Annotated in this window: 13 protein-coding genes and 1 other annotated feature; of the genes, 8 read left to right on the top strand and 5 right to left on the bottom strand. The window is 44.4% G+C overall.

The annotated features are described in order from the left end of the window. Positions 1–227: 227 nt before the first annotated feature. Positions 228–485 carry a YqkE family protein gene (locus MKX59_RS22420; RefSeq protein WP_023987317.1) on the bottom strand — a complete coding sequence of 86 codons (258 nt, stop codon included), beginning with the start codon at positions 483–485 and terminating at the stop codon, positions 228–230. Positions 486–616: 131 nt separating this feature from the next. Here MKX59_RS22420 and MKX59_RS22415 point away from each other — a divergent pair, with 131 nt between their 5' ends. Further along, positions 617–1,849, top strand: a complete 1,233-nt coding sequence (locus MKX59_RS22415) for an MFS transporter (protein ID WP_023987318.1) — start codon at positions 617–619, stop codon at positions 1,847–1,849. A 150-nt stretch (positions 1,850–1,999) separates the two neighbouring features. After that, positions 2,000–2,179, top strand: a complete 180-nt coding sequence (locus MKX59_RS22410; RefSeq protein WP_025723205.1) for an aspartyl-phosphate phosphatase Spo0E family protein — start codon at positions 2,000–2,002, stop codon at positions 2,177–2,179. Between the two features lie 117 nt (positions 2,180–2,296). Here the strand turns inward: MKX59_RS22410 and MKX59_RS22405 are convergent, their stop codons facing one another. Further along, entirely contained in the window at positions 2,297–3,199 is a 903-nt protein-coding gene (locus MKX59_RS22405) for a DMT family transporter (RefSeq protein ID WP_028543190.1), read from the bottom strand. Positions 3,200–3,354: 155 nt separating this feature from the next. Between MKX59_RS22405 and MKX59_RS22400 the strand changes: the two genes are divergently transcribed. Continuing rightward, entirely contained in the window at positions 3,355–4,215 is an 861-nt protein-coding gene (locus tag MKX59_RS22400) for a TrmB family transcriptional regulator (RefSeq protein WP_028543189.1), read from the top strand. An 86-nt stretch (positions 4,216–4,301) separates the two neighbouring features. On the opposite strand, the gene MKX59_RS22395 is transcribed toward MKX59_RS22400, so the two are convergent. Continuing rightward, complete coding sequence (locus tag MKX59_RS22395; protein WP_340858961.1) at positions 4,302–5,924, bottom strand: DUF1593 domain-containing protein; 1,623 nt, start codon at positions 5,922–5,924, stop codon at positions 4,302–4,304. 236 nt (positions 5,925–6,160) lie between these two features. Then, positions 6,161–7,243, bottom strand: coding sequence for a bifunctional 3-deoxy-7-phosphoheptulonate synthase/chorismate mutase (locus tag MKX59_RS22390; RefSeq protein WP_013309063.1), 1,083 nt, complete (start codon positions 7,241–7,243; stop codon positions 6,161–6,163). Between the two features lie 90 nt (positions 7,244–7,333). Next, positions 7,334–7,605: a binding site (T-box leader), on the bottom strand. A gap of 161 nt (positions 7,606–7,766) precedes the next feature. Between MKX59_RS22390 and MKX59_RS22385 the strand changes: the two genes are divergently transcribed. Genes MKX59_RS22385 through MKX59_RS22375 form a run of 3 tightly spaced genes read left to right on the top strand, consistent with a single transcriptional unit; the run spans position 7,767 to position 10,011 of the window. Next, a complete protein-coding gene (locus MKX59_RS22385; RefSeq protein ID WP_028543188.1) occupies positions 7,767–8,627 on the top strand; it encodes a carbon-nitrogen hydrolase family protein in 861 nt (286 codons plus the stop codon). Positions 8,628–8,643: 16 nt separating this feature from the next. Further along, the gene (locus MKX59_RS22380) at positions 8,644–9,315 is read left to right on the top strand and encodes a GNAT family N-acetyltransferase (protein WP_023987324.1); all 672 of its coding nucleotides are present in this window, start codon (positions 8,644–8,646) and stop codon (positions 9,313–9,315) included. Between the two features lie 24 nt (positions 9,316–9,339). Next, on the top strand, positions 9,340–10,011 hold the full coding sequence (locus tag MKX59_RS22375; protein ID WP_028543187.1) for a hypothetical protein: 672 nt from the start codon (positions 9,340–9,342) through the stop codon (positions 10,009–10,011). 360 nt (positions 10,012–10,371) lie between these two features. Here the strand turns inward: MKX59_RS22375 and MKX59_RS22370 are convergent, their stop codons facing one another. After that, positions 10,372–10,632 (bottom strand): hypothetical protein, encoded by a 261-nt coding sequence (locus MKX59_RS22370; protein WP_023987327.1) that lies wholly within the window; start codon positions 10,630–10,632, stop codon positions 10,372–10,374. Between the two features lie 183 nt (positions 10,633–10,815). Between MKX59_RS22370 and MKX59_RS22365 the strand changes: the two genes are divergently transcribed. Together MKX59_RS22365 and MKX59_RS22360 are read left to right on the top strand one after the other, a co-directional pair. Beyond that, entirely contained in the window at positions 10,816–11,103 is a 288-nt protein-coding gene (locus tag MKX59_RS22365; protein WP_023987328.1) for a hypothetical protein, read from the top strand. A 132-nt stretch (positions 11,104–11,235) separates the two neighbouring features. Further along, positions 11,236–13,125 (top strand): sensor histidine kinase, encoded by a 1,890-nt coding sequence (locus MKX59_RS22360; RefSeq protein WP_023987329.1) that lies wholly within the window; start codon positions 11,236–11,238, stop codon positions 13,123–13,125. The last annotated feature ends 33 nt before the right edge of the window (positions 13,126–13,158 follow it).

Below are 13,158 nucleotides of genomic sequence, written 5' to 3'. Positions count from 1 at the left end.
TAAGGAAATACGGGTTTGAAAGCCGTATTCTTGACCCATACTGCTGCTATTCCCAAGGAAAGGGGCAGGATCATGATGGAGGTAGACAAAAAGCTGGCGAAAGGTCTCATATGGGGTATGGCGTTCAGTCTGCCGGTTTGGGTAGGGGTGCTGTACTCAGTACAACATATTCGTGACTGGCTATAACATAAAGCGTAAAGATAGGCCAAAACCGTTGTGGTTTTGGCTTATTTATATTTGTGCCAGTCCAAATTGCTGTTATTCAGTAGATGCTCGAAGTTGTTATCCAGCTTCTTCTGTTCAGCTTTTTTTGCTTCGACGGCACGCTGCCGTTCGTCTTCTTTACGCTTGTCCTGTTCTGCTTGGGCTTCATTGGCTTGAGCCTTAAGCTTATTCAGCACATCCTGACTCAACAGATCTTTTAACGTAGCAGGTTTGTCCTGAGCCGCAGGAGCAGGGGAAGACGAATTTCTCTTCTTAGCCATGTCATCATCTCCATTCCATTCGATTATATCAGCTTCTGCACGGTTGTTCCACGATTGAAGGATGAGCTGGGCGGTAGACTTTTCTAATTTAGAGGGTAATAATGGAATGAGCAGAAGGGACGTGTGGCATCATGCATCTATATTGGAAGCGAAACCTGGTCATTTTGTGGATTGGAGTATTGTTTTGCAGCATGGCCTATTCCGTGTCTATTCCGTTTTTACCTATTTTTCTGAATACGGAAATGGGCGTAAATGATCATCTGGAACTGTGGTCGGGGATTGCCTTTGGAGTCACTTTTTTAGCCAGCGCGCTGATTGCCCCATTTTGGGGTTCGCTTGCAGATAAGTATGGACGTAAGCCGATGTTGATTCGTTCAGGCTTTAGCCTGGCGGTGTTGTACCTGATATGTGCTTTTGTGACAGATCCGTATGTGTTCGTAGGAGTACGGTTGTTTCAAGGCCTTCTATCCGGGTTTATTCCTGCTGCGATTGCGCTGGTCGGAACGGGCTCGCCTGAGGAGAAAACCGGCTATGCACTCGGTATTATGGCGACCGCTGGGGCGACAGGCAGCATTATAGGTCCGCTGATTGGCGGTGTAGTGAGCCATTATTATGGCAATCGGAATGCCTTTTTTTTCTCTGCAGCTCTTGTGCTGGTATCTGCGTTAATCGCGACTTTTGGCGCTAGAGAGGACAGCTTCAAGGGAACCAGTACCCGCTCGCATGTTCGTGATGATATCAAGGAGGCTATTGCTAATCGGCCTTTGTGCTTTTTGCTTATTCTGGCGGGATTAAGTACCTTTTCCGTCATGATATTGGAACCGTTAATTACGGTATATGTGCTTGAAATGGGAGTTGACCGTAGCCGGGCGTCTTTAAGTTCCGGGATTGTATTCTCAGCCGTTGGTATTGCGGCGGTGCTCATGGCTCCCCGATGGGGACGGATTGGAGGCCGGACCGGATTTGCACACGTGCTGCTGATTGGACTGATCGGTTCGGGAATCGGGAACATCTTACAATTTTTTGTAACCAACTTTGTTGGTTTTGGTGCGCTTCGGTTTGGATATGGATTGTTTTATGCGTCCGTCATGCCGGCTATCAACGCAATGACTGTGGAGGTCACCAAGCCGGAGTTTCGCGGACGAGCCTTTAGCTTGAGCCAATCAGCTACTCAACTCGCGACCATGGCGGGGCCGTTGATTGGCGGTATGCTTGGCAGCTGGATGCCAATCCGCTGGATCTTTGTGTTAAACGGTGGCATACTGCTGCTTGCAGCGTTGTTGCTATGGGCGAAGGGAAAAAACGTGTTCCCGGTTTCAGCCAGGAAGAACGTGACGGATCAGGATATTCATTCTGCCGGATAAGCGAATCACACAGGATTGTCTAAGAGGACAACCTTAGAGCTCATAGAGCAGGTCTTTTTTTGTGCTATTAGATAATTATCCCAAACCTTTACTTTTAGTATACTTATTCATAACCCTCTACACTGATAATATGACAAGGAGGGATATATTATGATAAGAGACGACATTTTGCGTCAACAGCTTGAGAAAGCTCGTCAAAAGCTGTATATTTTGCAAGCAAAACATGGCTTTAATCATGCCAGTGTGCTCAGACAGTCTGTAATTATGGATAACCTCATCAATCAATATAACCACCTTTTTTATATAAAAGAAAAAAAGCCGACTGCATAAATGCAACCGACTGGGCGAGAAACTTTTGGTGAGGTCACTCGCCCTTGTACTGTAGCGCTAATACCTATAACAACGATGCTTATCTTAACTTTTATAACTAGTGTGCAATCTATCATTTTAGGTACGGTTCGTTTGATGAGCACTCAGTAGGACACCTATAATGACGACCAAACCACCAATGATTTGGCGCCATGTAATCGTTTCTTGCAAAAGTAACACAGAAAATAAGACTCCAAATATCGGAACCAAATTCATCAGAGAAACGGAACTGCTCGGTGACAGCTTGATTAATCCGTAATTGTAAAGCAAAAATGCGATAACGGAGCAGAATACGCCCAAATATACTAACAACATAAACGATCCTGTTGTCGGAGCCTGCCAACTATCCTTTTCTAATAGAGCCAACGGTATAAAAAAGATACTCCCTGCAACAGTTTGATAAAAAGATAACGTCACAGGCGGATATTTGTCCACTACCTTGCGCGTCATGAAAGTGTAAAACGCCCACGCAAAACCCGTTCCAATCAATATTAAATTTCCGATTAGTTGATTCTTATTAGCCGAACTTTCGCCAACTGAAGTCAAGAAATATACCCCGATCATGGCCAGTGCTATGCCGCAAATTTTATATTTGGATATTTTCACTTTATACAAAATAAGTTCAAGCAGCGATGTAATTGCGGGATATGATGCAACAATTAATGCTGCGTTGGAAGCGGTAGTCAAGCTAACCCCTATATTCTCCATTGAAAAATAGAGAGTGATTCCCAAAACACCACTAAACGAAATCGTAGCCAAATCTTTTGGCTTTACTTTGATATGTTCTTTTTTAATCAGCAAAACGATACCTAGCACAACGGAAGCTATAATAAATCTGGATAGACCCAAGGTAAGAGGGGGGAACGTCGTGTAGGCTGCTTTGGTGGCAATAAACGATGTACTCCAGATCAATAGGGCCAGAATCGTAGAACCGTAGTAAATCCGGCTGCTTTCGCTGTGATGAGCTATGACTTTGTTCAAGTTAAATCCTCCCTGAGGTAATCCCCTGTGAAATGATGATAGTAGCTACTAAAGTGACTACTATAAAAACGTTACTAAAAAGATAGTGTGTATATCAGTTTTTGTCAAGGGGAAGTGATATAGTAAGGATGAACACGAATTGAGGAGAAGACGTCATGAAACCAAAACCAAATATATTAGAAATTCTACGGGATTTGAATTTTAGTGAATATGAAGCTAAGGCTTATGTGACCTTATTGGAAAGCTCTCCACTTTCGGGATACGCCGTTTCATTGAATTCCGGGGTACCGAGATCCAAAATTTACGAGGTTTTGTCTGGAATGGTCAGCCGTGGGGATATCATGGTCAGTCAAGAAAATACGCCTCTGTATGTGCCGCTCCCGCCACATGAATTGATTGCCCAGAGAAAACGCAAAGCAGAGCAGATTTTCAATGTGGCGCAAGAGAGTTTGGAGCAGTACACAGCATCATTTCAAAATAGAGAGAATATTTGGAATATTTCGGGGTATGAAGCCATTATCAATCGCATAAATGAAGGGGTAAAGGGAGCAAAACACCGAATTTTATTGGAAATTTGGAAAGAGGATGCCGAGGTGTTCCGAGATGCCTTAGAGCAAGTCGCTCAACAAGGAATTGAAGTGATCATTGTAGCGTATGGGGAGCTTAATTTTGATTTCGCTACTGTTTACCGCCATGATATGAGTGAGGAGATTACGTCTGAAATTGGTGGTCGGTGGATTGTACTTAGCGTAGACGACCGGGAGGTCGTAGCTGGCATACTTTCACTTGGTGATGACAGCCGCGCTGCATGGACGTTGCATCCGGGTCTGGTGATGCCGATTACAGAAGTGATTATTCATGATATTTATATCATGGAAATCCTATATGAGTTCCGTGAACAATTAGAGGCGAAATTCGGCCCTAATCTAATTCATCTTCGCAATAAATTTGCTATGGGTCCGAATGGCAAAGGATATTATGTTCCTTTGACTGAAAAAAGCATTAAACGTGTATAGAGATTGTCTGAGGTCCGATGTGCAAAAATAAACAGGCCCATGGAGTGTTATTCCATGAGCCTAATTTTATTGGATGTTGTGTTCAATTATTTTACGGTTACAATCACACGTTGATAATGCTTTAAAGGATGTTTTCCATTGTCATGTACTTCTGCAATGATATGAAGCGTATTCCCTGACTTAGCATCTGCAGGAACTGTGAAACTAACTGCATTCGTATCACTACCTTGCAAGTCAATCGTGTTTACTTTCTCGCCTTTAGCTACTTCTCGATGAAGCCCAAGCTGCATTTCCCCCAGCAATTCAGGTTTAACTTGTGCTGGTTTTACTTTAGAATCCTCATACGTGTCTGCTTCAAAATATCTCCACCATTTATAGGTCAATTGATTACCGTCGGGATCTGAACCTTCTGCATGCAGGGTTATTTTCTCCCCTGGACTAGCGGTTAGGTCTAATCCTTCTTTAATGGTCAACGTTGGATTGTGGTTGGCATCTTTGTAGTCGGATGCAATAGCCCAATCTGCACGAGCAGCAAAGTCATTTTGAATATCATCAAACCAACGCATCAGAGAATACTCTGCTTCGAATTTTTTCGTATGCACATCATAATCTAACACGGTATTTCTAAATAATTTATCGTTAACGACACCGAAACGACCTCCCCAGCCACCATAGGTTGGGTTTTCCATACTCCGCAATCCGTTATCAATTAAATAGAAGAAGGATGGAGAATCACCTTCAGAAATAAAGTCATACTTGTCGTATTGTGGATTTTTCTTTAAGTAGGCTTCACTGCCTCTTTGTTCTTCATCCAACTCGCCTTTGATGATATTGCCATCGCCCATCAAGGCATACATATTGAGCAACTTGCCATGACCATCTTTAATATTTTTGAAGTTCCATTCCCCGTGCAACTTGCTGTTTACTTCTTCTGTGTGCATTTTCCAAGCATAAGCGAAATGCCAGAAGTTAGATTGATCATTGATAATTCTGATATCAGGCCAATTTTTAGCGATGTAATTATTGTAGCTATCGTCCTGGTCCAGAATGATGTACAGTACGAGTTTATCACTTACTTTTTTTTGAATCGTTTCCCATTGATCTGTATTTTTATATTCGTCTTCAATGGACTTTAAAGCTCTGGCCGTGGTATTGGTTCCACCCCAAGTTTGTACGTACAAATCTCTTTTGTCATCGTCCAGGAAAAGTGTTTTAAGGAAATTGGAGCCTTCCGTTTCTTGGTCCATTTCACCTTTATTTGAAATGTTACCTATTTTGGTAACGCTCTTGATATATTCAGGCTTTGGATATCCCTCGGCATGTTTGATTAAGTTGGGATAAATCTCTCCGTAGGCATCAATCATGTCCGTTACCCATTGTGTTCCGGTCCATCTAAATGGCTTGATGCCAGCCTTTTCATCACCTGCATAATGATATACGGAGCTAGTCAGTACAATCCCCGACAAATCCATTTCATTGGAGTAAAGAAGAAAGCGAATGACAGAGTTCATATCATCTACTTCTCCATCGGTAGTGATTACCGTTCTGGCCTTGGTTGCTTTATTTTCTACTTTATTTTCCGTTTGTTTTTCTGTTGGAGCAGCGCTTTCATCCTTCACAACGGCGGGAGCCTTACTACTACAGCCACTGATGATCAAAATACAAATCATGGCTAATAAAAAAATGCTTAACCCTTTTCTTTCTCTCATTTCTGTTCCCCTCTCTGAACGTTCCTATGATGTTTTTTTAGGATTATAACCATGTAGGTATTCTTTTTATTCAAGAATTAGGCATAAAAAAAACCTAAACATATATATGTCTCAACAAAAGTCGAGCATACATACATTTAGGTTTTGCCTGCATGATCAGTCACAATCCTGATTCAATTTTACATCATTGTCCGAGAAAATGAAAGCGGTTTATGAATCCCGGCATAAAATTAGTTTTACGCTTTGAATAAACCGGATTCTTTGACTTCAGACAGGAAGTTGTGGAACTCAGGAATGTTCAGCTGTTGCTGAGCATCGGACAAAGCGACTGCTGGGTTTGGATGGACTTCCACCATGATACCGTCGGCTCCAGCAGCCAAGGCAGCTTTGGCGCAAGGAGCCAGGATGTCCTTACGTCCTGTGGAGTGAGTCACGTCCACCAATACAGGCAGATGGCTTTCCTTTTTCAAAATCGGAACAGCGGAAATATCCAGCGTGTTACGCGTCCATTTTTCGTACGTACGGATACCGCGTTCAATCAGCATGACTTGCGTGTTACCACGGGAAACAATGTATTCAGCAGCATGAAGGAACTCTTCCATTGTGGCAGCCAGTCCGCGTTTGAGCAGAACCGGAGTTCTGGTTTCACCCGCAGCTTTGAGCAATTCAAAGTTGTGCATGTTGCGCGCGCCAATTTGGATAATATCGATGTATTGGATGGCTTCCTCCAAATGTCTTGGATCGACGATTTCACTGATTGTAGCCAGCCCGAACTCGTCGCCTACACGTTTGAGAATTTGCAATCCTTCTACGCCCAGCCCTTGGAAATCATACGGGGACGTACGTGGTTTGAACGCACCACCACGCAGAATCGGCACACCGGCTTCCTTGAGAGCCGCACCTACTTCGCGAGTTTGCTGGTAGCTTTCGACCGAGCAGGGACCTGCAACCATGATGGAGGCTTTGCCGCCCACCAGCGTATCTTTAACCTTGATAACTGTGCTATCCGGTTGATTTTTGCGGCTAACGATCAGATGTTTTTTGTGTTCTTCTTTTTGATAGTTCAAAGAAGCCTTGAAAATATTTTTGAACAGCTGGCGAATCGTAGCATCGTCAAAAGGCCCACGGTTAGCCGCGATCAGTTTGTCCAACATTTGTTGCTCACGTACCGGATCAAAGTCAGGTACCCCTTGAGCTTCCTTCAATTTTCCAAGTTGTCCCGCCAGTTCAGCGCGTTGGGACAGCAACTCCAGCAATTGCAAATTTGTAGCATCGAGCTGTTCACGCAGCAGCTCCAAAGAATTTTCATTTGTAGACATACAGTACTACATCCTTCCCGAATTTAAATTTGTTTTTTCTGTCAGCCCATAGACTTTTCTTGCAGAAAATAACACAAAAAGGCACTCGTCGCAAGGGACGAATGCCGTGGTACCACCCTAATTACAGAAGTATACATACGAATCGTCAACGTCGTTCAGTCGACGGCAGTAACTTCTGAGCTTGATGCCCGTAACGGGGGCTTCCGGAAACCTCTACTGCGGACAAAGGAATGAATCCTTCTGTCGGTTCAAGGCTCGACTCGGGAGTGAATTTCAACGCGGGATTGCGGTACGCTCTCAGCAATTCGTACCTTTCTGTGGGAATCCGTTAGACGTTTACTTGTCTCCGTCACTGTCTTTGTTCATGGTATTCAAAAGATTTGACCTTATTTTAAACAAAGTAGGTGCAGAAGGCAAGCCCTGATTATCAGGTTCAGTTTTCGCACCGTTTTGAATCGGTTATAATGTGAACAGCAACGGGCCCCCCTTGCAATCTAAAAGACGTGATGTCCGAGGAGGAATTATGAGCAAAATCAGAGTATCGGCGGTTCAATATCATCTGCATACGATTGACTCATTCGAGCAATTTGCCCTGCAATCGGAGCATTATATCAAAACAGCGGAGGAATTTGGCGCGGAATTTGTTCTGTTTCCCGAGTTTTTTACGACCCAGCTTATGTCGATTGGTGATAGTGAAGGCAAAGCTCTGACGATCAACTACCTGCCGGATTTTACGGACCGGTACCTTGAATTATTCACTTCGTTCGCACGTCGAACCGGGATGCATATTATCGGTGGCACTCATGTAGTTAGGAGAAACGAACGTTTATATAATACGGCACATTTGTTTTACCCGGACGGGCGTGTGGCCACTCAGGACAAAATTCACATTACACCGACAGAGGTGCATGAATGGAATATGGCTCCCGGTGAGGGGCTGAATGTGTTTGAGACGTCCAAGGGCACCATAGCGATGCTGACCTGCTATGATATTGAATTTCCCGAAATCGTTCGCATGGCGAAGGCCAAGGGAGCAGATATTATTTTCTGTCCTTCCTGTACGGACGATCGTCACGGATTTTACCGGGTACGATATACAAGCCACGCCAGAGCGGTTGAAAATCAGGTGTATGTCGTTTTAACGGGAACTGTCGGCGCTTTGCCTACGGTTGATTTTATGCGTGCCAATTATGGACAAGCCGCAGTCATTACACCCAATGACATTCCTTTTCCGCCACGCGGCATTATGGTGGAGGGTGAACTGAACAACGATATGATTGTGACAGCAGATCTCGATTTGCAGCTGTTGTACGATGTGCGCGAGCGGGGCTCGGTTACAACCTGGCGTGACCGTAGAACAGATTTATACACAGACTGGAGCTAATGAAAGGAAATAAGCCATGTATCGCAAAGAATGGTTCATCTTTGACGGCGATCGGCCGCTACGGGCGGTGATTCGTAATTATTCTACAGCCGATTATGAGGGATTGCTGCGTATTCAGCAGGAGAGCTTCCCCCCACCTTATCCGCAGGAGCTGTTATGGAGCCGGGAGCAGATTGCTAGCCAGACAGAGCATTTTGCAGATGGAGCGCTGTGTGTGGAAATTGAGGGGGAACTGGCGGGTTCGGTAACCAGCCTACTGATGCATTATAACCCCGAACATCCCCAGCATACATGGGAGGAAGTAGCAGATGACGGTTATATTCGTACGCATTGTGAGGACGGCAAGGCGCTGTATGTGATTGATTTGGCGGTACGTCCTGCTTACCGCAGATTGGGTCTGGGCAAATGGCTGATTTTTTCCTTATATCATCTTGTGATTGAACGGAGACTGGATCGTTTGCTGGGCGCGGGGCGTATGCCTAGTTATCAGCATCATGCCGACCAATTGAGCGCAGAAGCGTATGTGGATGCCGTAGTGTCTGGTGAGCTGAAGGACCCGGTATTAACTTTTCTGCTTCGTTGCGGACGGGTGCCTGTTTGTATCCTGCCGAATTATTTGGATGATGAACAATCGCGTAATTATGCTGCCCTCATGGAATGGCGAAATCCGTTTCATACCCATCACTAATTGTAGAGGAGCGTGTCCTATCCTATGGAATATCATCGCATTACTCATATTGAAGACCCCTTGTTTGCGAGCATGCATCAGCTAATGCAGGAAGTATTTCCACCAGAGGAAGTGCTGGAGTACAGTCTGTGGAAGGAACCGCTGGAAGACCCGGGTATTCGTGTCTTTGTTGCGGTACAGGATGATAAGGTAGTTGGTGCAACAGAGTATCGTTATTATGAGGACTTTAATGTAGCTATGACAGATTTTACGATCATCGGACAACCGGGACTGGGCATTGGCCGTTTTCTTTGGACACGACGCCAGAATGACTTGCACGCGCTTGCTCAGGCCAGCGGACAGCAGTTACAGGGGATGTTTGCTGAAATCTATGACCCTTACCGTGGCAACGAGCATCCCTTTGGTGGTGTCAAGCCAATGGACCCGTACGTGCGACGTGAGGTGCTATCTCATCTGGGCTATAAGCGTTTGGATCTGGACTACGTACATCCGTCCTGGAATAACGATGGTGTAGCAGTAGAAGGGCTGAATTTAGGCTTTATGCCTGAGGATGATAGCGTGGAAGAAGTGAGCGCCAAATTGGTGGCAGCTTTTATACGTCGGTACTATACAGTATTGCCGAACAAGCCTGCTGTCTGGAACGAAATGGTAGATGGATTGGAAGCTAAATCGACAGTAGCATTGCTGCCATTGTAAACATATGAAGTACAAAAAGGGTGCACTCAAGCCATGTATCATCTGCGTGGCTTAGGTTGCACCCTTTTTGCATTCTCTAATTGACCCTTTCATTTTCCTTGATCCCTGGGTTCGGGCTTCGCAGATGCGACTCCTCGTGGGTTATCTTCGGCCGAAATATCATCTGTAGTTGTCTTGTCCGCGGTCCTACGTTCGTCTGCTTCCACAGGATTCAAGGTTTTGTAGCGCTTATACTCCATATCGGCCTGAGACATCGGATCTTTATACATAGGAGATCAGTCAACTCCTTTCTGTTATACACTTCATTACCCGCATACCAGAATTGGTAACCGTTTTCTTTCACCTGATAAAATGAAGTGGTTAATCCAGCATATCGTCGCTGTCCAGTTGCTCTTCTTCGTCTCCATCCGTACCGTTCAGCAAATCGGTACCATGCAGGAATTCAGCAGGAGCAGAAGGATCGACAGGACTGTTCGGTGTCAGTTCATCGGCATCTGGGACGTCCTCCAGAGGAGTATCCGGCCCTTCCGTCAGATTCTCCCAGTTGGTTTCTGCATTTTGCAGAGAAGGCTCAAAATCATTGTCATGTAGCTCATTAGCTCGATCATCACGATTGGCCATGTTGCTCAGCTCCTTTATTTTTTGTTGCTTATTCCGACCTTACCCAAACAGCAGAACGGCTAAACCTTGAGTTAGTGTGTCTGTAGGAAGTTAAAATCATGCGAATAGGGATATGCCCATTCTCAATTAGCGTTTTTTTGGTAACTGCTGTGATATGATAAAGAAGATAGGGAGGGATATGAATTGGAATGGTACATGTTTGGTCCGATGATTAGTCGTATCCGAGTAGGTCAAAAGGCATCTACCCCGGGATTTTCCCGCACCCTCATTCGGCGCCCGGAAGGCTTATACTGGACAGATGGCGGACAAGCCGGAAAAATAGTAGAAATACGCGATTATTTATTTTCCGATATTTGGACGATCTATGAAGATGAAGATTGTGAACCGTGGTTGGGGCTTAGAGAGCAGAAGGAGCGGCGCGAACAGGAAATGATCATTAATCAATATGAAGATTTTACAAAAAATGAGTAAAAAGAACATGATACCCTTCTTATGAAGAAGGTATGCACATCATCGTATAGAATAATATAATTTCAGGACGTAAAAAATGTTAAAACGTATACAAACTTGTAAATCCTACTATGTAACTTTGAGGTGCTTAACATGAGGCATGTGCCCAAAGCTGTCGCCACCCTGCTAGCGGTCATTGTGTTGCTGTTGTCGCTGGGCCACTCCGCCTATGCGGCCAAAATGACCCCGGAAAGGGATTATAAAATACCCTCCTGGGATATGAGATGGGGAGCGGTAGACGAGGATGGCTCTTTAGATGAGGTAAAGGATCGCAGCAAGATCTGGATGCATATTGAAGATGATACACAACTGCTTAGGCAGCCCGGTAATATAGGCTCCGCCTGGATTCGTATTAAGTTACCTTCGTTAAATGATGAAACGCCAGCGGTACTTTTTGAAAATATTTATGGCAGGCATATTACGCTGTATAAAGATGGGACCAATTTTTACGAATCCTACCGTGGGTACAATTATGAGAATAATCGTATTCTGATTCCGCTGAAGCCGGAAGACAGCGGTAAAACATTATACATATGGACGGAAAGCAGTAAGAATAGACTGGGCATTATCGGCAATGTGATGACCGGTGATTATCGTGATTTATTGGGAACCTTGGTCAGAATGGATGTTTTAGATATTGTACTGGGCAGTACGTTTATCTTTATCGCCCTGGTACTACTGATCTGCTCGTTTTTTCTGTTCCGTCCGAGTATGGCTATGTGGTTGTCCCTAAGTGCGATTGTATTGTCTATTGGTCTGATGATCGTAACGTATTCACCATTCTTGTATACATTCTATCGCGGCTATGGCAAGCTGTACTTACAACTTTTTGATGTGGCACTATTTATTCTGCTACCTTCATTAGCCTACTTTTTTGAGCAAAATATCAATTCGATTATACTGATTCGCAAATTCAGAAAGGTGTTAACCGCCTACTCTTTGTTCTGCTTTACCATGATGATTGTTAATTTAGGAGCACAGGAGCGGTTGAACGATATATATTATTTTTTTAGTGTAGTCATCCTGGGTATATTACTCGTCGCCTTAATGATACTGCTGGTATTTGCTTCGGTTCGCATGGCACTTAAGGGTGATCACGAAGCGATCATTTTATCGACAGGCTTTGCATTTTTTGCAGTCATCTCTATCGGGGAACTGAGCTGGTTCTTTATTCTGGACGGACACTACAATATGTTTTTGTGGAAATGGGGCGTGTTCGGTTTTGTACTGGCGTTGATCGCGATTTTGGGCAGAAGACTGGCAGAAAAGCACAAGCAGGTGGTTCGGTATTCCAGAGAACTGGAGATGTTCAATAATGAGCTTCAACGTTCGGAGAAAATGGAGATTATTAGCGATCTGGCTGCATCTGTAGCTCATGAGGTACGTAATCCCCTTCAGGTTACACGTGGATTTCTTCAGTTGATGAGCAAGCAGGAGGATGGTAAAAACAAAGACTATCTACATATCGCTCTGGAGGAGCTGGATCGAGCTTCCGCGATTATTACTGATTTTTTGACTTTTGCCAAGCCAGAGTTTGACCAAACCAAAACGTTGACCATATTGGACGAATTCAAACATATTGAAGGAATCATCAGTCCAATGGCTAATTTGCAAGGTGGAAAAATTTCACTGGATATTCCCCAGGAAATCAAAGTACGCGGGAATTCCTCCAAGTTCAAGCAGGCGTTCATCAATATTATCAAAAACAGCATTGAAGCGCTGCGAGACCAGGGTCATATTCATATATGGGCTTATGTGGACAACGGAGAAGCTGTCATTCATATTCGGGATAATGGTGAAGGGATGGATGCTCAGACTTTATCCAGACTAGGTGAGCCTTATTTCTCGAATAAGACAAAAGGCACGGGTTTGGGGATGATGGTGACTTTTCGGATTATTGAAACGATGAATGGAAAAATAACTTTTACAAGTGCAAAAGGGGTGGGAACGGAAGCGACCATCCGCTTCCCCGTAGCCGGATAATATCCGGCTTTTTTGCATTCGGAGAAAACGGAG

This window comes from Paenibacillus sp. FSL R7-0340 (assembly GCF_038002205.1).
Lineage (GTDB): Bacteria > Bacillota > Bacilli > Paenibacillales > Paenibacillaceae > Paenibacillus > Paenibacillus polymyxa_B.
This window is presented reverse-complemented; position numbering and strand designations above follow the sequence as displayed.

Excerpts from the sequence above, each read along its gene's own strand:
- MKX59_RS22375 (WP_028543187.1), top strand. The coding sequence starts at position 9,340 with ATGGAATATCATCGCATTACTCATATTGAAGACCCCTTGTTTGCGAGC.
- MKX59_RS22400 (WP_028543189.1), top strand. The coding sequence starts at position 3,355 with ATGAAACCAAAACCAAATATATTAGAAATTCTACGGGATTTGAATTTT.
- MKX59_RS22390 (WP_013309063.1), bottom strand. The coding sequence starts at position 7,243 with ATGTCTACAAATGAAAATTCTTTGGAGCTGCTGCGTGAACAGCTCGAT.
- MKX59_RS22420 (WP_023987317.1), bottom strand. The coding sequence starts at position 485 with ATGGCTAAGAAGAGAAATTCGTCTTCCCCTGCTCCTGCGGCTCAGGAC.
- MKX59_RS22395 (WP_340858961.1), bottom strand. The coding sequence starts at position 5,924 with ATGAGAGAAAGAAAAGGGTTAAGCATTTTTTTATTAGCCATGATTTGT.
- MKX59_RS22385 (WP_028543188.1), top strand. The coding sequence starts at position 7,767 with ATGAGCAAAATCAGAGTATCGGCGGTTCAATATCATCTGCATACGATT.
- MKX59_RS22380 (WP_023987324.1), top strand. The coding sequence starts at position 8,644 with ATGTATCGCAAAGAATGGTTCATCTTTGACGGCGATCGGCCGCTACGG.
- MKX59_RS22370 (WP_023987327.1), bottom strand. The coding sequence starts at position 10,632 with ATGGCCAATCGTGATGATCGAGCTAATGAGCTACATGACAATGATTTT.
- MKX59_RS22415 (WP_023987318.1), top strand. The coding sequence starts at position 617 with ATGCATCTATATTGGAAGCGAAACCTGGTCATTTTGTGGATTGGAGTA.
- MKX59_RS22360 (WP_023987329.1), top strand. The coding sequence starts at position 11,236 with ATGAGGCATGTGCCCAAAGCTGTCGCCACCCTGCTAGCGGTCATTGTG.
- MKX59_RS22410 (WP_025723205.1), top strand. The coding sequence starts at position 2,000 with ATGATAAGAGACGACATTTTGCGTCAACAGCTTGAGAAAGCTCGTCAA.